Below are 22605 nucleotides of genomic sequence, written 5' to 3'. Positions count from 1 at the left end.
ACTTCTCCTCAGTTGGCAGTGAAACGGCTGGTTTCGTCGTCGACCATGTCCATGGCGATACGTCGCGCCCGAATGGCGGCCCGGTCAGCCTTGACGTTGATGTCGCGTCGGCGGGCGCCGGGTTCGTCGAGCCGCCGCTGAATCGTCTCCAGGATGGCGGCATCGCGAACGGCCCACTCGTGGAACATGATCCGCAGATACTCGGTGACACTGTCCTCGGCGCCGGCGTAGTTGCGGGCCATCTGCAGGAAGACATGCGTCGAGCCCGGCGATTCCGGAGTGAAGCCGTGAATTCGCAAGAGCCCGTACGACTCGCTGTCTTCGAGCTCGATGGCGTAGTGCTGCGTGTGCAGCGCGGGCGAGACAAAAGTGCCCTCTTCGCGCCGGGTGGCCACCGACTCTTCCGGCAGTCCGGTGATCGCCGACTCCCACGGCGCCAGCCGGCTCGGGGGAGTCGACCGGGTGTAGGCCACCGAACGTTCGGAGATCTCGACCTCGTTGAGCGGCGGCAGCTGCTGGATATCCGGCGGCACGACCTCGGGGTGCGTCACGAACACATCGGTCAGATCGAGGTAATGCTCGTGCAGCAGTAGATAATTCGCCTCGACGCGCAGCACCTCGGTGGTGCTGGTCCAGCCGGACCCGTCGAGGTACCAGGGCACGCGCGGCGGCGGGCGCAGGGCGGCGGCGCGCGGCTCACCGAGCCAGATCCAGATGAACGGCGCGGTCTCGACGACGGGGTACGCCGCCACCCGGGCGCCGGGCGGCACGTTCTCCTGCGACGGCACGTCGGCCAGGCAGCCGTCGGGCTCGTAACTGAAGCCGTGATAGCCGCAGACCACGCGGTCGCCGTCGAGCCGGCCCTCCGACAAGGGATAGGCACGGTGGACGCAGCGGTCCTCCAGGGCGACCACTTCGCCGGACGCGCGGCGGTACAGGACCACGTGCTTGTCCAGCAGCCGCCGGGCGAGCAGTCCCGCGCCGACCTCATCGCTGAGCGCGGCCACATACCAGCAGTTGAACGGGTAGTTGGTTCTCATAGGTCGAGCACCAGCCTTTCGGACCGGGAGCGCGAGACGCAGATCATGATGGTTTTGTTCTCCGCCTTCTCCGCGTCGTTCAACACGGAGTCGCGGTGATCGCCGATGCCGGCGATGATTTCGCATTCACAGGTGCCGCAGACGCCTTCCATGCACGACCCCAGCACGTCCAGGCCGGCTTCTTCGGCGACGTCGTAGATCGTCTTGTCCGACGGCACGGTCAGCGTGATGCCGGAACGCTGGCATTCGATCTCGAACGTGTCGAGGGCGTCGGCCGGCTCCTCGATGGTCTTCGCCGAGAAGCGCTCGAGGTGCAGGCTGCCGCCGGGCCACGCTTGGCAGCCCTTCTCGACGGCGTCCAGCAGTCCTTCGGGGCCGCAGCAGTAGACCAGCGTGTTGTCCTGCGGCGCCGCGAGCACCGCCGCCAGCTTCGTCCGGAACGCATCGTCATGCTCGTCGCGCGCACAGATTGTCACGCGGTCGCCGAAGCGTTTCAGTGCATCGAGATACGCCATCGAAGAGCGGGAGCTGCCGCCGTAGATCAACTGCCAGTCGGCGCCGGTGGCCTCGGCGGCCTCGATCATCGGGAGCATCGGCGTGATGCCGATACCGCCCGCGACGAACTGGTAGCGCGGTGAGTTCACGAGCGCGAAGTGGTTGCGCGGCCCGCGCACCCGGACCGTGGTGCCTTCGTGCAGCTTGTCGTGGACGTACTGCGAGCCGCCGCGGCTGTTCGGGTCGAGCAGGATGCCCACCTGCCACTCGGTGCGGCTGGCCGTGCTGCCGCACAGCGAGTACTGCCGCGTCAGCGACGGCGACAGGACCAGGTCGATGTGAGCGCCGGGGGTCCACTCGGGCAGGTCCGCGCCGGAGGGGTCGGCGAGCGTCAGCGTGACGACACCGTCCGCGGATTGCTCGCGCCGGCGCACCTCGAGGTCGACCTCGACTTCCCGGTATGCAGCGTTACTCACAGTGCCCTCTGTTCTTCGTCCGAGCGGCGCATTGCCGTGCGGCGGACGGGGATCGACTTGTACTGGTTCAGGAACAGCGCCCGCACGCGAGTGGGATCACCGTCGAGCGCGAGGTCGGGGAACCGGCGGGCGGTCTCCTGAATCCACAGCTTCAGTTCCAGCCGCGCCAGGTTGGCGCCCAGGCAGAAGTGCTTGCCGCGGCCACCGAAGGCCTGGTGCTTGTCCGCCAACTCCTCGCGGGTGATGTCGAACTCGTGCGGATTCTCGAAGACGGTCTCGTCCCGGTTGGACGCCAGATACCACAGCAGCAGCCGGTCGCCCTCCTTGATCTGCTTGCCGTGCAGCTCGAAGTCCGTCGTCGCGGCCCGGCCCATGAAGGCGAAGGCAGGGGCGTAGCGCAAGCCCTCCTCGACGGTGGGCTCCAGCAGCTCCGGGTTCTCCTGCAGCAGGATCAGCTGGTCCGGGTTCTGCATCAGGGCCAGCATCGTCGCGCTGTACGTGGCGCGCGTCGAGTCGTTGCCGGCCGTCATGAGCAGGGTGAAGAACGTGGCCATCTCGAGTTCGGTGAGCTTCTCGCCATCCACTTCGGCGTTCATGACCGCGGTGATCAGGTCGTCGCGCGGGTTGTCCCGGCGCTGAGCCATCTGCTCGCCCAGGTAGGTGATGATCTCTCCGACGATGGCGCCGGCGTCATCCCACTGCGAGCGGATTTCCGGGTCTTCGAACGCGCTGAACACGTTGGTCCAGTAGACGAGGCGCTCGTCGTCCTCGGCGGGTGTCCCGAGCATCGAGCCGATCACCCGGGCCGGCACCGGCCGGGCGATGTCGCGGACCAGGTCGAAGCTCTCGCGGTCGGCCACGCTGTCGAGGACGTCGTTGATGATCTGCTTGATGGCGTCTTCGTGGGCCGCGACACGTTCGGGTGTGAAGGCCTTGATGACGAGGGCCTTGAGCCGGTCGTGCCGGGGCGGGTCCATCGAAATCAGCTGCAGCCGCTGGACATCCAGCGGCACACCGATGTCGTCGACGTTGAAGATGCCGCGCTTCTCGGACGAGAACGTGCGGTGGTCGCGGCTGACGGTGCGGACGTCGTCGAAGCGGGTGATGGACCAGAAGCCGCCTTCGCCGGGGACGTTGCGCTGGGGGCTGTAGTGCACGGGGTCTTCACGTTGCATTCGGGCGAACAGCTCGTACGGCGGACCGTCGTCCCACACCGCGGGGTCGGCGAGGTCGACGGCGGCGAGGTCCACTTCGGTTGCGGCGGCAGTAGTCACGTTGCCCTCCTCGTTGGTCTGATGTCTACGAAAGCTATTCATCGCGGCCGCCGTGATCGACGTCTCGGGACGACCAACTCTCAGGGCGTTTGCGGAGCGTCGTTGTCGTGCGGCGACAAAGCCCGATTTGCGGCAACTTCGGCGCCTCGTGATCTACGGTCTTGTCATGCCGGGAAGACGCGTCGACGAAGGGGCCGTCGTCGCGCGCGCAGCCGAGGTGATCGGCGCGCTCGACGGCAAGCTGAACGACATCACGCAGTCGATCCAGAAGATCCTCCTGACCGAGATTGCCGAGCTCAGCGAGGATGCCCAACTGCTCGAATTGCAGGCGCACACCGTCGCCGCCAATGTCGAGACCGTCTTCGCCTCGATCCGCCACCGGATCCCGATCGAGGACGTCGTGCCGCCGACGGAGTCGCTCGAACACGCCAGGCGGATGGCGCAACGCGGCGTTCCGGCAAATGCGGTGGTGCGCGCCTACCGGCTGGGTCACCAGGAAGTCATGAACTTCGTGCTCGATGAGATCGCGGACTCGGACCTGGATCCGCGCTGGGGCCTCGACGTTTTCAAGTACTTCCAGACCGTCGCGTTCGGTTACATCGACTGGATTTCGCAGCAGGTCCTCATCACCTACCAGCAGGAGTACGACCGCTGGGTCGAGAACCGGAACAGCATGCGGGCCCAGCGGGTTCGCGCGATTCTCACCGCGGCCGGCGGCGACGTCGACGAGCTCACCGAGGAAATCCGTTACCCGCTGCGGCGCGTGCACCTGGCGCTGGCGCTGTGGTACCCCGATGACCACGGCGGCGACGAGCTCGTCCGCATGGAGCGTTTCGCCAACCACCTCGCCACATCGCTCGGCACCCATGAGCCGCCGCTGTTCCTGTCGGTCGACCATCTCACCGCGTGGGTCTGGCTGCCGCTGTCGGCGCAGGGCGCCGAGGGCGCGTCGGACCGGATCCGCGAATTCGCGGCGACGCAAAAGGATTCGCCATGGATCGCGCTGGGCAATCCGTTGCCCGGCATCGAAGGGTTCCGGCGTTCGCACGAGCAGGCGGTGGACGCCCGCGCGGTCGCGGTCGTGTCGGGCTCGGTAGAACGGCGCATCACCGCGGCGAGCGATCCCGGGCTGCCCGTCGCGACGCTGCTCGGCGACAACGTCGGGTCGGTCGGCGCCTGGGTGGCCGAAATCCTGGGCCCGCTCGCGAGTGACACCGAGAACGACGAACGGCTTCGCGAAACATTGCGCGTGTTCCTGCGGACCGGGTCGAGTTTCAAGGCCGCTGCCGACGAAATGCATCTGCATTCGAATTCGATCAAATACCGGGTGAACCGGGCGATCAGTCGCCGGGGCACGCCGATTGTCGACGATCGCATCGAGGTCGAGGTCGCATTGCTGTTGTGCCATTGGTTCGGCCAGGCCGTTCTGAACTGACTATTCGCCGCGACGGGGTCATTTGTGGACCGTCGACAACACGCGCCTCGGGCGCGGGACGAACTTTGGCTGTTTGCGACGTAGTTCGCTTGCGTTGCCGTCAGTAGTTTTTGGATCAGCGCGAAACGCATGTCCGCGAGCCGGTCCTTTGGATAATTACTCGCACAGTCTGACGGAGGCGAATTATGGGCGACGATCCAAAATCCGACAAAGCTCGTGGCACCTCGCCCTCCGACGATCGCGGTCAACAGCCGAGCGGTAATCCCTTGGGCGCCTTGGTTGATCCGCTCACCAAGCTCGGCATCGACACGGCGCGCGACATCGCGGCGGCCGTGCAATCGACCCGGGCTGCCGCCGGCGATCTGCTGAAGGTCGTCAATATTCTGAGCCGGCTGCCCGGACGCGAGACCACCCCGACGCCGGTAGCGATCTCGTCGCCGGCGGAAGTGGCCGATGACGGCGAGGATATTGACGATGGCGACGAAAATGCCACTGCCGCAACCGCTGTCCTGCCCGTCGTCGCACCGGACGAATTGCCGGTCGAGAATCCGGGAATCTTCGGCGGCCTGAAGCGCGCCGCGGAGTCTGCGCTCAATCCCGCCGCCGTCATCGGCGTCGCCGTCACACCGGTACGCCGGGTGATGGGTGGCTCCGGCGATACCGTCAAGAAGAAGTCCGAACACGGCGACGGTGACAAGAAGGACGCGAAGCACGACAGCGACGCTGATCTGCGCCACTGGGGCGACGAGCTGATTGCCAAGTCGCAGAAGCCGACACGTAAACAGGCGCACCGGCATCCGGCATTCAGCCAGATCCTCAATGAGCTTGCGCCGGATGAAGTTCGGATGCTGCGCTTCCTGGCCGTCGCGGGCACCCAGCCGTCCATCGACATCCGGACGAAGACGATGTTCCAGGTCGGCTCGGAGCGGCTCGTCAGTGGCGTGAACATGATCGCGGACATGGCCGGCTGCCGGTGGCCCGAGGCGGACCAACGCTATCTGGCCAACCTCAACCGCCTTGGCCTGGTGCGTTTTTCGTCTGAGCCAGTGGCGGACTACCGGCGCTATGCACTGCTCGAGGTGCAGCCGCGGGCACTCGAGGTGACCGAGGTGATGCCCAAGACGATCAGTGTGTACCGCAGCATCTATCTGTCGGACTTCGGCAAACAGTTCTGCGAAGTATGCATCGACACCGACGGTTACAACGCCGGTGGTTGGGCCACCGATGAGCGCGGCGACAAGATCATCGGGAAAGGCCCACCTGATCCCGCCGCGCACCACAAGCACTGAACCCGACCCCGACAAGCCCAGGGATATGCCATGACAACGCTCGCCGCCGGGCCCTTTCTTGATTGGGAGGAGCTCACCGGACAATCGAAATTCATCGTCGACATCATCAGCGTGCCGATCTTCAGCGCGATCGCCGGCTTGATCACCAACTGGACCGGCGTCATCATGTTGTTCGCGCCCGTGCGGTTCACCGGCTTCTATGTGCCGGGCCTGAAACGGATATTTCCCTTTCTGCCCCGCAAGGTCCAGATTCTGCCCACCTTCGCGCCCAACGGAATTCTGGGTTTCCAGGGATTCATTCCGTGTCGTGCCGAGAAGATGGCCAGTCTCATCGTCGATACGTCCATAGCCCGGATCGGCAAGATTTCGGACTTCTACGCACAACTCAATCCCGACAAACTCGCCAAAGCCATTGCGGTGGCGGCACGACCGGACATCGGCCGGCTGACCACCGAGATCATCGAGGCCCGGCATCCGCAGATGTGGCGGTCGCTCCCACAGCCGCTGAAGGACGAGGTGCTGCAGACCGTCGACGCCGAGTTGCCGACCATTTCCAAGCGGGCCTTCGCCAAGATCGGCGAGAACATCGATCAGCTGCTCAACGTCAAGCTGATGACCGTCAACTTCCTGCGCCGGAACCCAGAAGTGTTGCGGGACATCATCAAAGGCATGGCGGTGCCCGAACTCCGCTTCATGGTGCGCATCGGCGCACTGGGCTTTCCGTTCGGTGTCCTGCTGGCACTGTGGCTGTCGCTGATCTACTACTCCAGCGATGAGGCGCGCGAACACGCTGCGGCACATGGCGGTTTCGCCATCCACCTGCCGGGATTCCTCGACTCGATCCTGCACTTCCTGCCGGCCTGGCTGTGGGTGCTCGGCGGGGCCGCGGTGATCGGCATCATCGTCAACATCATCGCGATCAAGGTGGTGTTCGAACCCGGCGAGCCGCAGCCCCGCTACAAATACCTCTGGAAGCAAGGACTTTTCGCGAAGCGGCAGCACCAGGCCGCCCACGAGCTTGCCACGATGCTGTCGCTACAGGTCCTGACGGTCAAGAACTTCGCGCACGAACTGCTCAACGGTGCCAGCGCGGACAAGACCCGGGCGCTGATCCAGTCCGCGGTGGGCGAAGAGGCCGAGCGCATCCTGGGGCCGTACCTGGTCGTCGCCCGCAACTCATTCGGTGTTGTCGATGTCGAAGGGCTGCAACGCGGCGCCGGCGACAAGCTGGTCGATTTCGCGCCCAGCGTCCTCTACGACCCTGGTTTCAACAAGACGCAAGCGAAGAAGATCGAGACGTTCGCGACCGAGAAGTTCCGGGCGCTGCCGCCCGACAAGTTCGGCGAGATGCTGTACTCGGCCATCGAGCAGGACGCCTGGCTGCTGTACGCCCACGGTGGACTCCTGGGCATCCTCGTCGGCGCCGTCCACATCCTGGTCTTCGGTGCCTGACACCCCGATCGAAGGGACCGCCATGACGTCCTACTCCCGAATCGTCGTCGGCACCGACGGGTCCGACGAAGCGACCGACGCGGTCACCGTCGCCGGTGTGGTGGCCGCTGCCCTCGGTGTGCCGGTCACCGTCGTCACCGCATGGAAGCCCAGCGTCTCGGTTCCGGGTGGACGGGAACAGCCGTGGGCGGATCTGACGGCCGAGGGCGCCGACGTCGATCTCACCGCGTTGGGCGTCACGACGATCGACAAGGTTCCCGTGAAGGGCAGCGCGTTCGACGCCCTGGTCGACGCTGCCGCGCAGTCGGAGCGGCCGCTGATCGTCGTCGGTGCGGCAGGCCTCGGTCAAACCGCCAGTCGCTTGTGGGGGAGTACCTCGAACGAACTGTCGCACCACAGCCCGGTCGACGTGCTGTTCGTGCGCAAGCCGGTGGCGGCGGTACAGACGATGGCCCTGGCCACCGACGGCTCCGACACGTCGGAGCGTGCGGTCCGGGCCGGCTACGACCTGGCGGCCGCAGTCGGGGCCCGGCCGATCCTGGTCACTGTTGCCAGCGACACCGCGGCGGCCGAGGAGACCCTGAACGCGGTCGCAAGCCGGCTGGGAATCGCCGGCTCGCTGGAGCGGCAAGCGCTGATCGGCGACCCGGCGGACGTGCTCGCAGCTGCCGATTACGACCTTCTCGTGATCGGGAACCGTGGCATGACGGGCCTCGCCCGGGTCCTCGGGTCGACGGCCAACACCATCACCCACCGGGCGACGTCCAACCTGCTCCTGGTCAACACGTCGCAGGCGGCTGAGTAGCCTGCGGTTTCCGCTCACAGCGAGTTCGTCGAATCCGGCACTGCCCCACCCTTGAGCGCTAGCACTCGCGTGTATAGAGTGCTAGGTGGCACGCGACCAACCGCGCTCCGGCACCCGCGACGACGGTGTGTGGTCAGGACGCTTGCCGAACAACCTGGCATCCGGGGATTGGCCCTGGATCGACATACCAACCAAGTGGAGGGCTTCCATCGTGGCAGTCAACATCAAGCCACTCGAGGACAAGATCCTCGTTCAGGCCAACGAGGCCGAGACCACGACCGCTTCCGGTCTGGTCATCCCTGACACCGCCAAGGAAAAGCCGCAGGAAGGCACCGTCGTCGCAGTTGGCCCCGGCCGCTGGGATGAGGACGGCGAGAAGCGGATCCCCCTGGACGTTGCCGAGGGCGACACCGTCATCTACAGCAAGTACGGCGGCACCGAGATCAAGTACAACGGCGAGGAGTACCTGATCCTCTCGGCCCGCGACGTGCTGGCTGTCGTCTCCAAGTAAGCATTCGTGTCCCGCCCCGGTCGTCCCCGCATGTGCGGGTGATGTCCGGGGCGGTATGCGTATCAGCGAAAGGCTCTTATGAGCAAGCAGATTGAATTCAACGAAGCTGCGCGCCGGGCCATGGAAGCCGGTGTCGACAAGCTCGCCGACGCGGTCCGCGTCACGATCGGCCCGCGCGGCCGGAACGTCGTGCTGGCCAAGGCCTTCGGTGGCCCGCAGGTCACCAACGACGGCGTCACCATCGCCCGCGACATCGACCTGGAAGACCCGTTCGAGAACCTGGGTGCCCAGCTGGTCAAGTCCGTCGCGACCAAGACCAACGACGTCGCCGGCGACGGCACCACCACCGCCACGGTGCTGGCCCAGGCCATCGTGAAGGCCGGTCTGCGCAACGTCGCTGCCGGTGCCAACCCGATCGCGCTCGGCGCGGGTATCTCGAAGGCCGCCGACGCGGTGTCCGAGGCCCTGCTGGCCGCGGCCAAGCCGGTGTCCGACAAGACCGCCATCGCCCAGGTCGCGACCGTTTCGTCGCGCGATGAACTGATCGGCGAGCTGGTCGGCGAGGCCATGACCCGCGTCGGTGCCGACGGTGTCGTCACCGTCGAGGAGTCCTCGACCCTGAACACCGAGCTCGAGGTCACCGAGGGCGTCGGCTTCGACAAGGGCTTCCTGTCGGCGTTACTTCGTCACCGACTTCGACGCCCAGGAAGCCGTCCTCGAGGACGCGCTGGTGCTGCTGCACCGCGACAAGATCAGCTCGCTGCCCGACCTCCTGCCGCTGCTGGAGAAGGTCGCCCAGGCCGGCAAGCCGCTGCTGATCGTCGCCGAGGACATCGAGGGTGAGGCTCTTTCGACGCTGGTCGTCAACGCCATCCGCAAGACCCTCAAGGCCGTCGCGGTCAAGGCGCCGTTCTTCGGTGACCGCCGCAAGGCGTTCCTGGAGGACCTCGCCGTCGTCACCGGTGGCCAGGTCGTCAACCCCGACGTGGGCCTGACGCTGCGCGAGGCCGGCCTCGATGTGCTGGGCACCGCCCGCCGCGTCGTGGTCAGCAAGGACAGCACCGTGATCGTCGACGGCGGCGGCACTGCCGATGCCATCGACGGCCGCAAGGCGCAGCTGCGCAGCGAGATCGAGGCCTCGGACTCGGATTGGGACCGCGAGAAGCTCGAAGAGCGCCTCGCCAAGCTGGCCGGCGGCGTGGCCGTCATCAAGGTCGGCGCTGCCACCGAGACCGACCTGAAGAAGCGCAAGGAAGCCGTCGAGGACGCCGTCGCCGCCGCCAAGGCTGCGGTGGAAGAGGGCATCGTCACCGGTGGTGGCGCCGCTCTGGTCCAGGCTCGCACCGCCCTGGACGGCCTGCGTGGCTCGCTGAGCGGCGACGAGCTGATCGGCCTCGAGGTCTTCTCCTCGGCGCTGTCGGCCCCGCTGTACTGGATCGCCACCAACGCCGGCCTCGACGGCCCCGTTGTGGTGAACAAGGTCTCGGAGCTGCCCGCCGGCCACGGCTTCAACGCCGCCACCCTGACCTACGGTGACCTGCTGGCCGACGGTGTCGTCGACCCCGCCAAGGTGACCCGGTCCGCGGTGCTCAACGCCGCTTCGGTGGCCCGGATGATCCTGACGACCGAGACGGCCGTCGTGGACAAGCCGGCCGAGGAAGCCGATCACGGGCACGGCCACCACGGTCACGCCCACTAAGTAGTTCCAACGAAACACCCCCGGTCCTGTTGGGCCGGGGGTGCTCTCGTTTACCCGAAGACGAGTTGTCTCTGCCCGAGGGCGGCGACACCGTCATGCGCGAAACCCGCCCAGACCGAACGCATCTGACGCCCGAGGTCTTCGTCGACGGTGCGTGGCTCGGGGCCGAGCATCGGTGCATCCTGCCATGCGCCCACCGCGCCCAGGAGCAGCGGAAGCTCGATGCAATGGCATGCGCCCAGTGGCGCTCGCGGTGGTGCCCAGTCGATGCGGAAGGTAGCCGACCGTCCGCCCGCGCGCTCCCAGGTGCGCGCGAGATCGGTTGCGGGCCTGCCGAATTCGGTGCGGGTCAGGTTGCGCCCGATCAGCTTCGCGAGCGCGGCACCGAGCGGACCGAGACGCTGGACGCGGGCACCGCGCGGATCCATCGACACAAAAGGCGCGCCGTCGTCGCGCGTGTAGCCGACCAGGATCTCGACATGCGCTGCCGCAGCGGCGATCTGAGACTCGAGTTGTTCGGCGGAAACCAGCGGTGCGTGACCGAGAATCGGCGCGAAGGCCATCATGCCGAGCCGGCCGAACGACTGGGCGGCGGCCAGCGCGGCAAGCTGTGCCTCGAGCAGCTGGTCGATGTCGGCGTCCAAGGCCGGCGTGTCCTTCAACGCCGCCAGCGCCGCGGTGCGCATCGCGGCGGCCATCGAGGAGCGCTCGCGCGGCAGGCCCAGTGGAGCGCTCTGCAGGATCGCGCGTGTGAAAAGTCCCGCTGCTTCCGGGCACAACATCAGTGACATGACGGAATCGCCGCCGGCTGATTGGCCGAACACCGTGACGCGGTGTGGATCGCCGCCGAACGCCGAGATGTTGTCGCGGACCCATTGCAACGCGCAGATCTGGTCACGCAGGCCGAGGTTCTGCGTCTCCGGGTCGTGGATGTTCAGGTACCCGAAGATGCCGAGCCGGTAGGTGACCGTCACCACGACGACCTGCCCCTCGGCCACCAGCGCCAGCGGATCGTACTTCGGGGATTCGCCACAACCCGACACGTAGGCCCCGCCGTGAAACCACACCATCACCGGCAGACTTTCGGCATCCGCCGCTGCGGTGACGGTGAGCACTTGGCACTGCTCACTCTTGGTCAGGCCGTCGACGACGGCGCCCGTGACGCCCTGCAGACGGGATGGCAGTTGAGGACACGCGGGCCCACGCTCGATTGTGTCGAGCATTTCCGCGCCGACTGTGATCAGTTCCGGGGCGGCGAACCGGTCGGCGCGGGCATAGGGGATGCCGCGGGCGACGACCATGCCGTCGTCTTCAGTCGCCTGCAGGGTGGTGCCGCCGATGTCGATACGCCTGACCGCCATCGGCTCACAATATGAAGGACCCCCGATCCGTGCGGATCGGGGGTCCTTGGTCGGGCGGTCAGAACGCCTGGTCGTAGAAGCCGTTGCTGGTGTTGGTGTTGTCGTGGTTGTCGACGCTGTAGTGGGGACCGATCGGGGTTCCGGTGGTGGCCTGCGCAGGGACGGCCAGGCCCAGGACGGCGGCGGTCATGCTCGATGCGATCAGAGTGGCAAAGCCGAACTTCTTCATTTTGAACCCCTTTTTCGGTTGTTGTGGTGCTCTGATCGTTGAAACCGGTAGTGCGGCACTACCATTCCTATCGGCAGGATTTGATCCACGGTTGGCAGAATCAAGTCTTTTGTGACGACCGACAATGCTGTGCGGGGAATATCTGCGATTCGCCGCACATCCCTCGCGGCCGGCGAGATGCTTGGTCGGCGAGGAGGACACGATGACCGAGACGACGCCATCGCTCTATCGGCGGCTGGGTGGCTACGACGTGATCGCGGCGATCATCGACGACATGTTCGCCCTGTTGCGTGCCGACCCGGCATTCGCGCGTTTCGGCTCCGGCCGCAGCACGGATTCCCACCTGCGGGCCCGGCAGCTGCTCATTGATCAGATGTGCGAGCTCACCGGCGGGCCGTGCCATTACATCGGGCGTGACATGCTGACCTCCCATGCGGGACTGGCGATCTCCGATGCCGAATGGGACGCCAACATGAAACACGCCGACGCCGCGCTGATCAAGAATGGCGTGGCCGAGACCGAAAGAGCTGAATTCCTGGCGCTTTTCGAGCAATACCGCGGGGACATCGTCGAATAGCGGCCTCGACGTCGCGGGTCTCCGCTATTTTCGGCCTGTGGATGCGCAAGCGGTGCGGTGCTGGGTGCAGCACACTCATGCCCAGCTTCATATGCGCAAGTGGATGCTGGAGTTCGACGACGCCGACTCCGAGCGCGAATTCCGGGCGCACGACGACGCGAACGGGCTGCGGGCGGCGACCTTCGCGCAAGTGGTCGGCATCCTGTTCACCGTCGTGTATGCGGCCGTGGACTTCCTGGTCCTGCGCGGGTTCGTCCCGGGCGCCCTGATCGTCCGCGCGGTTACCATCGGCATCTTCCTGCTGGGCATCGTGGCGATCCGCCGGAGTCGGACGCTTCAGGACCGTCTACAGGTCGCCGCCGTCGTACAGCTGACGGTCATCCAGGTGCTGCTCGTACCGGTGCTGGCCCGCGTCGGCGATTTCCCGACCCAGTACCTGATGACCTCGGCCACCGTCACGCTGCTGGGCGCCGTCGGTCTACTGCGGTTGCGCATGCACGCCGCGCTGGCCAACACCGTGGTGTTCGTCGCTGTGTGTCTGGAACTGCCGGCTGCCCGGGGCAGCCTGGACGAGCTCGGCACGATGGTGCCCCAAATCGGGGGACTGTCCGCGATCAGCGTGCTGATCGCCTACGCGCTCGAGCGGCTGCGGCGTATCGACTTCCTCCGGCAGCGTGAAGTCGAACAGGAGCGGGCCCGGACCGAGGAAATCCTCTACAACGTGCTGCCGGCAACCATCGCGGACCGGCTCCGAGACGGCGCATTGACCATCGCCGACTCGGCGCCCAGCGTCAGCGTGTTGTTCTCCGACATCGTGGGCTTCACGCCACTGTCCGAGACGCTGACTCCTGAGGAGCTGGTGCAGCTGTTGGACACGATGTTCCGCGCCTTCGACGAGCTCTGCGATCGGCGCGGCATCGAGAAGATCAAGACGGTCGGTGATGCCTACATGGCGGTTGCCGGCCTGCCCAACCCCGATGACGACCACGCCGCGTCGATGGCCGAGTTGGCACTCGAGATGCAACGCACCGTCACCGGCCTGTCGTCGAGCTGGCCGAGTCCGATCTCGATGCGGATAGGTATCTCGTCGGGTCCGGTGGTCGCGGGCGTGATCGGGCAGCGCAAGTTCATCTACGACCTGTGGGGCGACACCGTGAACACGGCGAGCCGCATGGAGTCCAGCGGCCGCCCGCACCGCATCCAGGTGTCCGCATCCACGCACTCGCTGCTCGCGCACCGCTACGCATTCAGCGACCCGCAGGTGGTCGAGGTCAAGGGCAAGGGGCCGATGACGACGTACTTCTTGGAGGGCGCCCGCTGATGAGCGAACCGCTGCTGCGCCGTGACCGCGACGACCGTGGCGTCGTCACACTGACGCTGAACCGTCCGCAGGCCTTCAACGCGCTCTCCGAGGCCATGCTCACCGAACTGGGGGAGGCCTTCTCCGCCATCGCCGACGATGCGACGGTGCGGGTCGTCGTACTGGGGGCATCCGGCAAGGCTTTCTGCGCCGGCCACGACCTAAAAGAAATGCGCGCGGAGCCGTCGCTCGAGTACTACCAGGGACTGTTCGCCCAGTGCACCGCGGTGATGATGGCGATCCAGCGGTTGCCGGTCCCGGTGATCGCGCGGGTGCATGGGCTGGCGACCGCCGCCGGCTGTCAGCTCGTCGCGATGTGCGACCTCGCGGTGGCGAGCCACGACGCGCGCTTCGCCGTCAGCGGCATCAACGTCGGATTGTTCTGTGCCACACCGGGAGTCGCAGTGTCCCGCAACGTCCCGCGGAAGGCCGCCTTCGAGATGCTCGTCACCGGCGAATTCATCTCGGCGGATGAAGCCAAGGTGTTGGGGTTGGTCAACAGGGTGGCGGCGCCGGAGGCGCTCGACGACGAGGTCGAGGCGGTGGTCGCGAGCATTGTCGCCAAGCCCGCCGTCGCCGTCGCGATGGGCAAGTCGCTGTTCTACCGCCAGATCGAAGTCGGCATCGACGCCGCGTATGCGGATGCCGGCGCGACCATGGCCTGCAACATGATGGACCCGAGCGCGCTCGAAGGCGTGCTGGCGTTCATCGAGAAGCGCCCGCCCAACTGACGTGGCGGCCTGCGCGCCAAGAATCCGCCAAGGCCCGCACACCACGCTGTGGCCATGAAGACCATTCTGATCGCGGCGCTCTCGGTCGCGGCCACCGCAGCATTGCCGCTCGCCGCCGTGGCGAACGCCTGTGGCGGTGGCGGCCCGGTGCCCGCCAACCACGAGTTCGTGACTCCCTCGGGGAACATCGTGTGTGATGTCTATTCCGACGGCACTGGCGTGAATTGCGAAGTGCGGGAACATGCCTGGGTGCAGCCGGCATCCACGATGGGTCCCTACGGCCGGGCCTGTAATTTCCGCTTTGGCGGTCTGCAGTTCTACGTCAGCAAGGGCAATCCCGGAAAGCTCGGATGCTACGAAGGCGCGAGCAACTTCACCGCCTCGAACCTCAAGACGCTCGACTACGGCCAGACCTTCACTCAAGGTGCGATCACCTGCACCAGCGATCTGTCCGGGGTCACCTGCACCGACACTGCCACCGGGCACTTCATCCGCGTCGCGCGTGAGAGTTACGACTTGGGCTGAGTGGTTGACGGCTCGGCCGTCCGCAGCGCACTGTGATACAGGTCATATTTCCGTCCCGGACATATGCGCGCAGAGAGGCGGCCGTTGATGACTACCAAGGACAAGTACACGACGGTGCCCTCGCCCTATTCCTGGGATGTGCCGAGCGGCGGCGACGCGCGCTTCACCTGGGAATACGACGACGGCCGCGGCCGCCTGCTGTCCCTGTATCAGAAGGGCAAGGACAAGCAGTGGGATGCCCAGTCGCGTATCGACTGGTCGCAGGACGTCGATCCGATGAACCCCATCGGCCTGCCTGACGAGTTCCATCCGCTGTTCGGCAGCCCGATGTGGGAATCGGCCGATGAGAAACGGCGCGCCGAGATGCGCCAGCATTCGCAGGCCTGGCAGTTCTCGCAGTTCCTGCACGGTGAGCAGGGCGCCATGGTGTGCGCGGCGAAGATCGTCGAGGTCGTGCCCGATCTGGATGCGAAGTTCTACGCCGCCACCCAGACGATGGATGAGGCTCGGCACGTCGAGACGTTCTCGCGGTTCCTGCAGGAGAAGGTCGGCGTCGTCTACCCCGTCAACAAGAACCTGTCCGTGTTGCTCGAGGACACCCTGCGCGACTCCCGCTGGGACATGCCCTATCTCGGCATGCAGGTGCTCATCGAGGGTCTCGCGCTCGCCGCGTTCGGGGTGCAGCGCGACCTGGCCGCGCCCAACTCGTTGGCCAAACAGGTGCTGGCCTACGTCATGCAGGACGAAGCCCGGCACGTCGCCTTCGGCCGAATCTCGTTGAAGGACTACTACTCCCAGATCAGTGACGCCGAGCGCAACGAGCGCGAAGAATTCGTCGTGGAGGCCTGCTACCTCATGCGGGACCGGCTACGGGGCGACGAGGTCTACGAGGCGCTGGGCCTCGACGTGCAGGCGTGTATCGACTGGGTCGAGCCGGCGCCCATGCTGAGCCAGTTCCGGTCGCATCTGTTCAGCCGAATCGTGCCGATTGTCAAGGACATTGGGCTGTGGGGTCCCAAGGTGCAGAAGGCGTTCGCGGACATGGGCGTGCTGGACATGGCCGGCTTCGACATCGAGGGGATGATGAAGGCCGACGAGGATCAGGCTGAAGCGCTCGACAAGGCCCACGCCGAGATGGTTGTCCGGGCGGCCGAAGTCGACGAAATCATCACGCAGGCAGCGAGCTGACCGGCCGCAGCGACGTGGAGACGTGCACGGACGAGGTCAGCGTCCGGTGCACGGGGCAGCGCTCGGCGATGGCCAGTAGCTTCTCGCGCTGCTCGTCGTCGAGGTCGCCGATCAATTCGATCTCGCGGTCCATGTGGTCGATCAGGCCGTGGTCGGTTTCGCAGTCGGCGCAGTCCTTCGCGTGAATCTTCGCGTGCCGCAACGACACCCGGACCTGCTCCAGCGGCCAGCCCTTCTTGTCGGCGTACATCCGCACCGTCATCGAGGTGCAGGCGCCCAGGGCGGACAGCAGGAGGTCGTAGGGTGACGGCCCCGCGTCGTCGCCGAACGGGCGTGGTTCGTCGGCGATCAACCGGTGCCCGCCGGCGATGATCTCCTGCGTGTAGGTCCCCGCGCCGCTCTCGGCGACGGTGACGGTGCCTTCGGGCTGTGGTGTCGTCATGACGACAAGGCTAACGGGCGGCCTCGGACAGCGGGGCCAGGATCAACCGGCACGCCAGCTGAATTTCGTCTTCGGTCTCGTCGGCGGAGATTCGCCCGTTGAGGCTGGACTGCAGGATGCCGTGCCAGGTGTGCTGGACGAGTCGCATCAACGAAATATCTTGTGGCCCTGGATCGTCCACACCGCAGATGGTCAGCAGCATGCTGCGGACCTGGCGGTCGATGTGGCCTACCTCGGCGACGGCCGTCGCGTCGGCGGTGTTCAGCGAATTGAGCATGGCTGCGGTCAGGTGGGGTTGGCGCAGCATCGGACGGGTCGCGCGCGACAGGACGTCGAACACGCGGTCGGCCGCGGTGCCGGCCGGGGCCTTGCGGCGGTGGATGCCGTCCTGCATGCGGTCGACCCGGTCGGCCATGAGGCCGACGAACAAGTGCGTCTTGGACGGGAAGTAGCGGTACAGCGTGCCGAGCGCGACCCCGGCCGCGCGCGCGACCTCATTCATCTGCACCTGGTCGGCCGGCTTCTCGGCCGCCAGCGCCGCGGTGGCCTGCAGGATCGCGTCCCGACGCTGCTGCTGCACGGCGGAACTCGGCTCGGCGGCCGGGCGTGGTTCGGCGATTCGTGCCACGGGGCAGCTCCTTTTTGGGTCTGGAGCGAATTCTAGTTGTTGGGTAGAGTCCCAAAACTGAAATTGATTCTAGTCATCTTGGAGGGTCTGCACATGCCACGATTCACCCGGGACGAGCTGATGGCTGCGCTCGACCACTACACCAAGGTCGTCGAGGTCTGTTCGAGCACGGGGGACTGGGGCCCCTTCGCTGATCTGTTCACCGAGGACGTCCATTACATCGAGCATGCGTACGGCGAGATGCACGGCCGCGAGGCCGTCCGTGAATGGATCGTCGGTGTCATGAAGCCGTTCCCGCACATGCGATTTCCGCACACCTGGGTCGCGATCGACGAGGAGAACGGCGCGATCGTCACCGAGATCATCAACGCCCTCGACCATCCGACCGAGCCGGGCAAGGTCTTCGGCTTCCCCAACATCACCCGTCTCGTCTACGCCGGCGACAACCTGTTCTCCTCGGAGGAGGACGTCTACAACCCGGTGCGCGACGCACCGCGGGCCGTCGGCGAGTGGCTCCAGGCCGGCGGTGTCATGCAGGCCGAGCCGATGGCCGCCAAGCATGGCTGACGCCGTGAAGCTGATCTACGCCCTGTGGGGCGCCGGTCTGGACACCACCCTGCGGGCACCGCAGTTGCACGAGCAACTGCGAGCGGCCGGCGCCACCCGGCTACAGGTCAACGTCGACGACGCCGACGTCGCGCCGGCGATGCTGCGCATCACCACCTTCGACGGCCCAGTGCCCGCGGTGGTCAGCGTATGGACCGCTGCCGATACCGACCCCGACGCCATCTCGGGCGTGCTGGCCGGGGTCGCCGAGCGCAGTGCGGGCTGGGAGGTCGAAGAGACGGTGCGGCTGGTGCCGCCTGTCGTGGAAAACGGGGTTCGCACAACGGCACTGGCGCAGATCGGCCTCTTGCGCATCCCGGCGGATCTCGATCCGGCCGACTGGCTCCAGATCTGGCAGGGGCAGCACACCAGCGTCGCCATCGACACCCAGGACACGTTCGGTTATGTGCAGAACCGCGTGCTGCGGACGGTGCACGGCAGCGAGCGGGTCGACGCGGTCGTCGAGGAACTGTTCCACATGGCGGCGATGACGGATGTGCACGCGTTCTACGGCAGCGGGGGAGACGATGCGGAACTGCAGCGGCGCATGACGCTCATGGTCGAGAGCGTGATGCGCTTCGGCGCCCACACCAACCTCGACTCAGTGCCGACGAGCAGGTACTGCTACGCGCTCTAAGCGCCGTGGATGAGGTCGCGGATATCGCCGTCGACGGATTCGTCTGCGACGAAAAGCAATTCGTCGCCGTCCTCGAAGCGGTCCCCGGATTTGGGCACGATGATCCTGCTGCCGCGCTGCACCGTCACCAACAACGTGTTCGGCGGCAGGGTCATCTCCCCGATGGTGCGCCCGATCAGCGGGCTGTCCGGTGGCAGCGTGAACTTCGTCAGGTTGGCATGCCCCTGACGTAATCCCATCAGCCGCACCAGGTGGCCGACGTCGATGGCACCCTCGACCCCGGCGGCCATCGCGTGCGGCGTCGACACCGCGACGTCCACACCCCAGTCCTCGGTGAACAACCACTCATTGGCGACGTTGTTCACGCGCGCGACGACGCGCGGCACGCTGAACTCGGTTTTCGCCAATAGCGCCATCGCGAGGTTGGCCTTGTCATCACCTGTCGCGGCGATCACGACGTCGCACATCTCGACGCCGCATTCCTCGAGCGAGGCCACCTCGCAGGCATCGGCCCACAGCCAGTCCGCCTCAGGGACCGTGTGCGGCTCGTACTTGTGGATGTCGCGCTCGATCAGGAGCACCTTGTGCCCGTTCGCGACGAGTTCCTGTGCCACCGACCGGCCGACCGCGCCGGCGCCGGCGATCGCCACGCGCATGCCCCGGGTGCTCACGCAGTCATTGTCGCCTACCGCCGCCCGCAGCGAGTTCCCAGATACATGGATACATTTGCTTCGGCCGCACACCGGAATGGGGGATCGATGACGCTGGAGCAGCTGAACCGGGTGCTGCTCGTCGGGGCGCTGGTGCTGTTGGCGAGCATCGTGGCTACGCGACTTGCGACCCGCGTCGGCCTGCCGAGTCTGCTGCTGTTCCTCGGCCTCGGCGTGCTGGTCGGCGAAGACGGCATCGGGCTGCGGTTCGACGACGTCGCCCTGGTGCGGGATCTGGGGACCGCGGCGCTGGCGATCATCCTCATCGAGGGTGGTCTGACCACCAAGTTCAGCGACGTCCGCAAGAGTTTGGCGCCGGCCGCGGTGATGGCCACCCTCGGCGTGGCCGTCAGCACGGCCGTCACGGCGGCCGGTGCGCATCTGCTGTTGGGAATGGACTGGCAGCTGGCACTGCTGCTGGGCGCCATCGTCTCGTCGACCGACGCGGCCGCGGTCTTCTCCGTGCTGCGGGTGCTGCCGCTGCCCCGGCGGCTGGCGGGCCTCCTGGAAGCCGAATCCGGTCTCAATGACGCCCCCGCCGTCATCCTCGTCCTGATGTTCAGCATGGTTCCGCTGGCCTTCGATCCGGTGCACGGGCTGGTCGACCTGGCCTACGAGCTGGCGGTCGGCGCGGCGATCGGTCTGCTGTGCGGCTACCTCGGTGCCGTCACGCTGCGCCGGATCGCGTTGCCGGCCTCGGGCCTGTATCCGCTGGCCACGTTCGGGTTGGGCACGGTGGCCTTCGCGGCGTGTGGGGTCACGCATGCCAGTGGGTTCCTCGCGGCCTACCTGACCGGCCTGGTACTCGCGAATTCCGGTCTACCGCACCGCGCCGCCACCCGGTCGTTCGCCGAGGGACTGGGTTGGCTGGCCCAGATCGGGCTGTTCGTCCTGCTCGGTCTGCTGGTCACGCCCAGCCAGCTCGGTGACGATCTGGTGCCGGCCGTCGTCATCGGCCTGGTTCTGCTGCTGTTGGCCCGGCCACTGTCGGTGGTGTTGTCGCTGATCGGCTTCCGGGTGCCGTGGCGGGAGCAGGCATTCCTGTCTTGGGCCGGACTGCGCGGTGCCGTGCCGATCGTGCTGGCGACCTACCCGATCGTCACGGGGGTGCCGGACAGTCAGCGACTACTGAACATCGTGTTCGTGCTGGTGGTGGTGTTCACGCTCGTGCAGGGCCCGAGTCTGAAGCCGATCGCGCACCGGCTGGGGCTGATCCGTCGGGATGTCACCCGCGAGATTCAGGTGGAAGCGGCGCCTCTCGACGTGCTCGACGCGGAGCTGCTGACGCTCACGGTGCTACCGCAGTCACGGCTGCACAACGTGACGGTGCTGGAACTGCGGCTGCCCGATCCGAGCGTGATCACCCTGATCATCCGCAAGGGCAATACCTTCGTGCCCCAGCCCGACACTCGTCTGGAAGCCGGTGATGAACTGCTGATCGTCAGCACCAGCACCACCCGCGAGGCCACCGAGCGCAGACTGCGCGCGGTGAGCCGTCGGGGGAAACTTGCCTACTGGTTCGATGAGTACGGTGAGCCGGACTGACGGCTACGACGCGCGGCGGATGCCCCGCTTCAGCAACAGTTCGCGCTCACCTTCGCTGAGTCCGCCCCAGATGCCGTAGGGCTCGCCGACGGCCAGGGCATGCGACCTGCACTGGGTGATCACCGGGCAGGCCCGGCACATTTCCTTGGCGCGCATTTCGCGTTGCGCCCGAGCGCGACCGCGCTCGCCATCGGGATGAAAGAACACCGCGGAGTCGACGCCCCGGCAAGTGCCGTGCATCTGCCAATCCCACATATCGGCGTTGGGTCCGGGAAGCTGCTGCGGCTGTGGCATTGGGAATGACTCCTCCCCGCGCGTCCATTCGGAAATCTGTGGATACGCGTTGATCTGCAAATGACCCGAGAACTTGTCGCCGATGACAACTCGTGCACACAAAGTAGAAGGATTCGGCAAATTCCGTCAATAGCCACGCTCTGTGCGAAACCCCATAAGCGCAGGTCAACAATTTACATCACGTTCATCTGCGCGATGCTTTGGAAACGAAACGAGTGGTGGCGAAATAGTCCGGTGATACCTGTTTCGGCAGTTCGCGCCAGTTCGCCATGTCTGTCGATATGTGGCGGAATTGGAAGTCGTTGACAAGTTGTTAACACGGCCAGCATTAATTATTAACGAAAGCTGCCGAACTCGCACGGCGAGAGACGGAGACCAACTTGCGCGGCGGCATTGATACCGTGCTGACTCGATGACCGCAACCGGTACCAGGACGGGCGCTGCCGACCCGCCAGCAGTCCAGCTGCACGACGCCGCATTTGGCAACGACCTGCCGTGCTGGCCACTACCGGCGGCGCACTCGGCCGACGAACTGTGGCTGCGCGCCGTCGCTGCAGGCGGTCAGGGTCGATACGCCGCCGCCACAGCCGATCTCGATGACGTGGCGCGGCGCGGTCGCGGTCCGTTGCTGTCGCTGGCGCAGAGCACCCGCGCCTCGTTTCTCCGGCAGCTCGGTTGGCATCGCCTGGCCCGGGTTGCCGACGGGCGCGCATGGGCTTTGGTCGCCCACCGGCCCGACGCCGCCGAGGCACGCGCCGACGCCCTCGTCGGCCTGGCCGCTGATGCGCTCGGGATCGGCCGGTTCGCGGTGGCACAGCGGTTGCTCGAGCGCGCCGCGGTCGACACCGACAAGAGTGGGGTGCCGCGCCAGCGGGTCCGGCTGGAGTGGGTGAGCGCCGAGTTGGCCATGGTCAGTGGTCGTGGCGCGGACTCGGTCGCTCATGCCGAACGTGCCCGTGCGCTCGTCGGTGACCTCGGCTCGCCACGCCACGCCGTGAAAACCGACGTCGTGTACTCGGCGGCGCTGTGCAGCGCCGGCCGGTTCGACGAGTCCCGCCGCGTCGCCGACGCCGCTCTGGAGCGGACCCAGCATTTCGGGTTGGTGCCGCTGACCTGGGCATTGGGCTGCTTGTTGAGCGATATCGGGAGCGCCGGACACAGTCCAGAAGCGATGGCGCAGGTCCGCGACGTGGCAGCCGCCACCGTGTGCGACCGCGGCGGGCGATGGGCGGGATGAATCTGACCGCCTGCAGCAGTCATTACTGTTGTCCTGACATACCAACCACGGCACTGCCT

23 protein-coding genes and 1 pseudogene are annotated in these 22605 nt (G+C 66.3%); 15 read left to right on the top strand and 9 right to left on the bottom strand.

The window, feature by feature from the left end; all coding sequences use genetic code 11:
* Positions 1 to 8: 8 nt before the first annotated feature.
* The 3 genes from ACJEIK_RS22210 to ACJEIK_RS22200 are packed head-to-tail and all read right to left on the bottom strand — an operon-like array spanning position 9 to position 3285.
* The gene (locus tag ACJEIK_RS22210; RefSeq protein ID WP_064859880.1) at positions 9 to 1040 is read right to left on the bottom strand and encodes an aromatic ring-hydroxylating dioxygenase subunit alpha; all 1032 of its coding nucleotides are present in this window, start codon (positions 1038 to 1040) and stop codon (positions 9 to 11) included.
* Positions 1037 to 2011, bottom strand: a complete 975-nt coding sequence (locus tag ACJEIK_RS22205) for a PDR/VanB family oxidoreductase (protein ID WP_064859879.1) — start codon at positions 2009 to 2011, stop codon at positions 1037 to 1039. Before ACJEIK_RS22205 ends, ACJEIK_RS22210 begins: the two co-directional genes overlap by 4 nt.
* Positions 2008 to 3285: a cytochrome P450 gene (locus tag ACJEIK_RS22200; RefSeq protein ID WP_409430308.1), complete on the bottom strand. Its 1278-nt coding sequence runs from the start codon at positions 3283 to 3285 to the stop codon at positions 2008 to 2010. The genes ACJEIK_RS22205 and ACJEIK_RS22200 overlap by 4 nt, the downstream gene beginning before the upstream one ends.
* A gap of 166 nt (positions 3286 to 3451) precedes the next feature.
* Between ACJEIK_RS22200 and ACJEIK_RS22195 the strand changes: the two genes are divergently transcribed.
* The 6 genes and pseudogenes from ACJEIK_RS22195 to groL all read left to right on the top strand — a co-directional run bounded on the left by ACJEIK_RS22195 (position 3452) and on the right by groL (position 10476).
* Positions 3452 to 4720: a PucR family transcriptional regulator gene (locus ACJEIK_RS22195; RefSeq protein WP_409430307.1), complete on the top strand. Its 1269-nt coding sequence runs from the start codon at positions 3452 to 3454 to the stop codon at positions 4718 to 4720.
* A gap of 185 nt (positions 4721 to 4905) precedes the next feature.
* Positions 4906 to 6009, top strand: coding sequence for an Abi-alpha family protein (locus tag ACJEIK_RS22190; RefSeq protein WP_409430306.1), 1104 nt, complete (start codon positions 4906 to 4908; stop codon positions 6007 to 6009).
* Positions 6010 to 6039: 30 nt separating this feature from the next.
* Positions 6040 to 7461: a hypothetical protein gene (locus ACJEIK_RS22185; RefSeq protein ID WP_409430305.1), complete on the top strand. Its 1422-nt coding sequence runs from the start codon at positions 6040 to 6042 to the stop codon at positions 7459 to 7461.
* Positions 7454 to 8266, top strand: coding sequence for a universal stress protein (locus ACJEIK_RS22180; protein WP_234785618.1), 813 nt, complete (start codon positions 7454 to 7456; stop codon positions 8264 to 8266). The genes ACJEIK_RS22185 and ACJEIK_RS22180 overlap by 8 nt, the downstream gene beginning before the upstream one ends.
* A gap of 208 nt (positions 8267 to 8474) precedes the next feature.
* The gene (gene groES, locus ACJEIK_RS22175; protein ID WP_029367666.1) at positions 8475 to 8777 is read left to right on the top strand and encodes a co-chaperone GroES; all 303 of its coding nucleotides are present in this window, start codon (positions 8475 to 8477) and stop codon (positions 8775 to 8777) included.
* 78 nt (positions 8778 to 8855) lie between these two features.
* Positions 8856 to 10476 (top strand): annotated as a pseudogene (gene groL, locus ACJEIK_RS22170) (chaperonin GroEL).
* 50 nt (positions 10477 to 10526) lie between these two features.
* On the opposite strand, the gene ACJEIK_RS22165 reads toward groL, so the two are convergent.
* Both ACJEIK_RS22165 and ACJEIK_RS22160 read right to left on the bottom strand, forming a co-directional pair.
* Complete coding sequence (locus ACJEIK_RS22165) at positions 10527 to 11837, bottom strand: carboxylesterase family protein (RefSeq protein WP_409430304.1); 1311 nt, start codon at positions 11835 to 11837, stop codon at positions 10527 to 10529.
* 58 nt (positions 11838 to 11895) lie between these two features.
* Complete coding sequence (locus tag ACJEIK_RS22160) at positions 11896 to 12066, bottom strand: hypothetical protein (RefSeq protein ID WP_167838108.1); 171 nt, start codon at positions 12064 to 12066, stop codon at positions 11896 to 11898.
* A 202-nt stretch (positions 12067 to 12268) separates the two neighbouring features.
* On the opposite strand from ACJEIK_RS22160, the gene ACJEIK_RS22155 reads away from it, so the two are divergent.
* The 5 genes from ACJEIK_RS22155 to ACJEIK_RS22135 all read left to right on the top strand — a co-directional run bounded on the left by ACJEIK_RS22155 (position 12269) and on the right by ACJEIK_RS22135 (position 16447).
* Positions 12269 to 12643: a group 1 truncated hemoglobin gene (locus tag ACJEIK_RS22155; protein ID WP_061001662.1), complete on the top strand. Its 375-nt coding sequence runs from the start codon at positions 12269 to 12271 to the stop codon at positions 12641 to 12643.
* A gap of 37 nt (positions 12644 to 12680) precedes the next feature.
* Positions 12681 to 13964 (top strand): adenylate/guanylate cyclase domain-containing protein, encoded by a 1284-nt coding sequence (locus tag ACJEIK_RS22150; RefSeq protein ID WP_409430303.1) that lies wholly within the window; start codon positions 12681 to 12683, stop codon positions 13962 to 13964.
* Positions 13964 to 14734, top strand: a complete 771-nt coding sequence (locus tag ACJEIK_RS22145) for an enoyl-CoA hydratase (protein ID WP_409430302.1) — start codon at positions 13964 to 13966, stop codon at positions 14732 to 14734. Before ACJEIK_RS22150 ends, ACJEIK_RS22145 begins: the two co-directional genes overlap by 1 nt.
* 48 nt (positions 14735 to 14782) lie before the next feature.
* Positions 14783 to 15259, top strand: coding sequence for a hypothetical protein (locus ACJEIK_RS22140; protein WP_409430301.1), 477 nt, complete (start codon positions 14783 to 14785; stop codon positions 15257 to 15259).
* An 87-nt stretch (positions 15260 to 15346) separates the two neighbouring features.
* Positions 15347 to 16447, top strand: coding sequence for a ferritin-like domain-containing protein (locus ACJEIK_RS22135; RefSeq protein ID WP_409430300.1), 1101 nt, complete (start codon positions 15347 to 15349; stop codon positions 16445 to 16447).
* Here the strand turns inward: ACJEIK_RS22135 and ACJEIK_RS22130 are convergent.
* Both ACJEIK_RS22130 and ACJEIK_RS22125 read right to left on the bottom strand, forming a co-directional pair.
* A complete protein-coding gene (locus ACJEIK_RS22130; protein WP_409430299.1) occupies positions 16428 to 16889 on the bottom strand; it encodes an OsmC family protein in 462 nt (153 codons plus the stop codon). The two genes, ACJEIK_RS22135 and ACJEIK_RS22130, sit on opposite strands and share 20 nt — an antisense overlap.
* Before the next feature lie 10 nt (positions 16890 to 16899).
* Positions 16900 to 17517: a TetR family transcriptional regulator gene (locus ACJEIK_RS22125; RefSeq protein ID WP_409430298.1), complete on the bottom strand. Its 618-nt coding sequence runs from the start codon at positions 17515 to 17517 to the stop codon at positions 16900 to 16902.
* A gap of 93 nt (positions 17518 to 17610) precedes the next feature.
* Between ACJEIK_RS22125 and ACJEIK_RS22120 the strand changes: the two genes are divergently transcribed.
* Together ACJEIK_RS22120 and ACJEIK_RS22115 are read left to right on the top strand one after the other, a co-directional pair.
* Positions 17611 to 18084, top strand: coding sequence for a nuclear transport factor 2 family protein (locus ACJEIK_RS22120; protein ID WP_409430297.1), 474 nt, complete (start codon positions 17611 to 17613; stop codon positions 18082 to 18084).
* Positions 18077 to 18760, top strand: a complete 684-nt coding sequence (locus tag ACJEIK_RS22115; RefSeq protein WP_409430296.1) for a hypothetical protein — start codon at positions 18077 to 18079, stop codon at positions 18758 to 18760. Before ACJEIK_RS22120 ends, ACJEIK_RS22115 begins: the two co-directional genes overlap by 8 nt.
* Here ACJEIK_RS22115 and ACJEIK_RS22110 read toward each other — a convergent pair.
* Positions 18757 to 19416, bottom strand: coding sequence for a potassium channel family protein (locus ACJEIK_RS22110; RefSeq protein ID WP_409431743.1), 660 nt, complete (start codon positions 19414 to 19416; stop codon positions 18757 to 18759). The two genes, ACJEIK_RS22115 and ACJEIK_RS22110, sit on opposite strands and share 4 nt — an antisense overlap.
* A gap of 102 nt (positions 19417 to 19518) precedes the next feature.
* On the opposite strand from ACJEIK_RS22110, the gene ACJEIK_RS22105 reads away from it, so the two are divergent.
* The gene (locus ACJEIK_RS22105; protein ID WP_267323870.1) at positions 19519 to 21015 is read left to right on the top strand and encodes a potassium/proton antiporter; all 1497 of its coding nucleotides are present in this window, start codon (positions 19519 to 19521) and stop codon (positions 21013 to 21015) included.
* 3 nt (positions 21016 to 21018) lie between these two features.
* Here ACJEIK_RS22105 and ACJEIK_RS22100 read toward each other — a convergent pair whose 3' ends face one another.
* Positions 21019 to 21309, bottom strand: a complete 291-nt coding sequence (locus ACJEIK_RS22100; protein ID WP_043396841.1) for a WhiB family transcriptional regulator — start codon at positions 21307 to 21309, stop codon at positions 21019 to 21021.
* Between the two features lie 412 nt (positions 21310 to 21721).
* Between ACJEIK_RS22100 and ACJEIK_RS22095 the strand changes: the two genes are divergently transcribed.
* Positions 21722 to 22546, top strand: a complete 825-nt coding sequence (locus tag ACJEIK_RS22095; protein WP_409430295.1) for a hypothetical protein — start codon at positions 21722 to 21724, stop codon at positions 22544 to 22546.
* Positions 22547 to 22605 lie beyond the last annotated feature (59 nt).

The sequence above is a fragment of the Mycobacterium sp. SMC-16 genome, assembly GCF_046250085.1.
Taxonomy (GTDB): domain Bacteria; phylum Actinomycetota; class Actinomycetes; order Mycobacteriales; family Mycobacteriaceae; genus Mycobacterium; species Mycobacterium phocaicum.
Note: the sequence above shows the minus strand (reverse complement) of the source record. Positions and strands in the feature narration are given on the sequence as shown.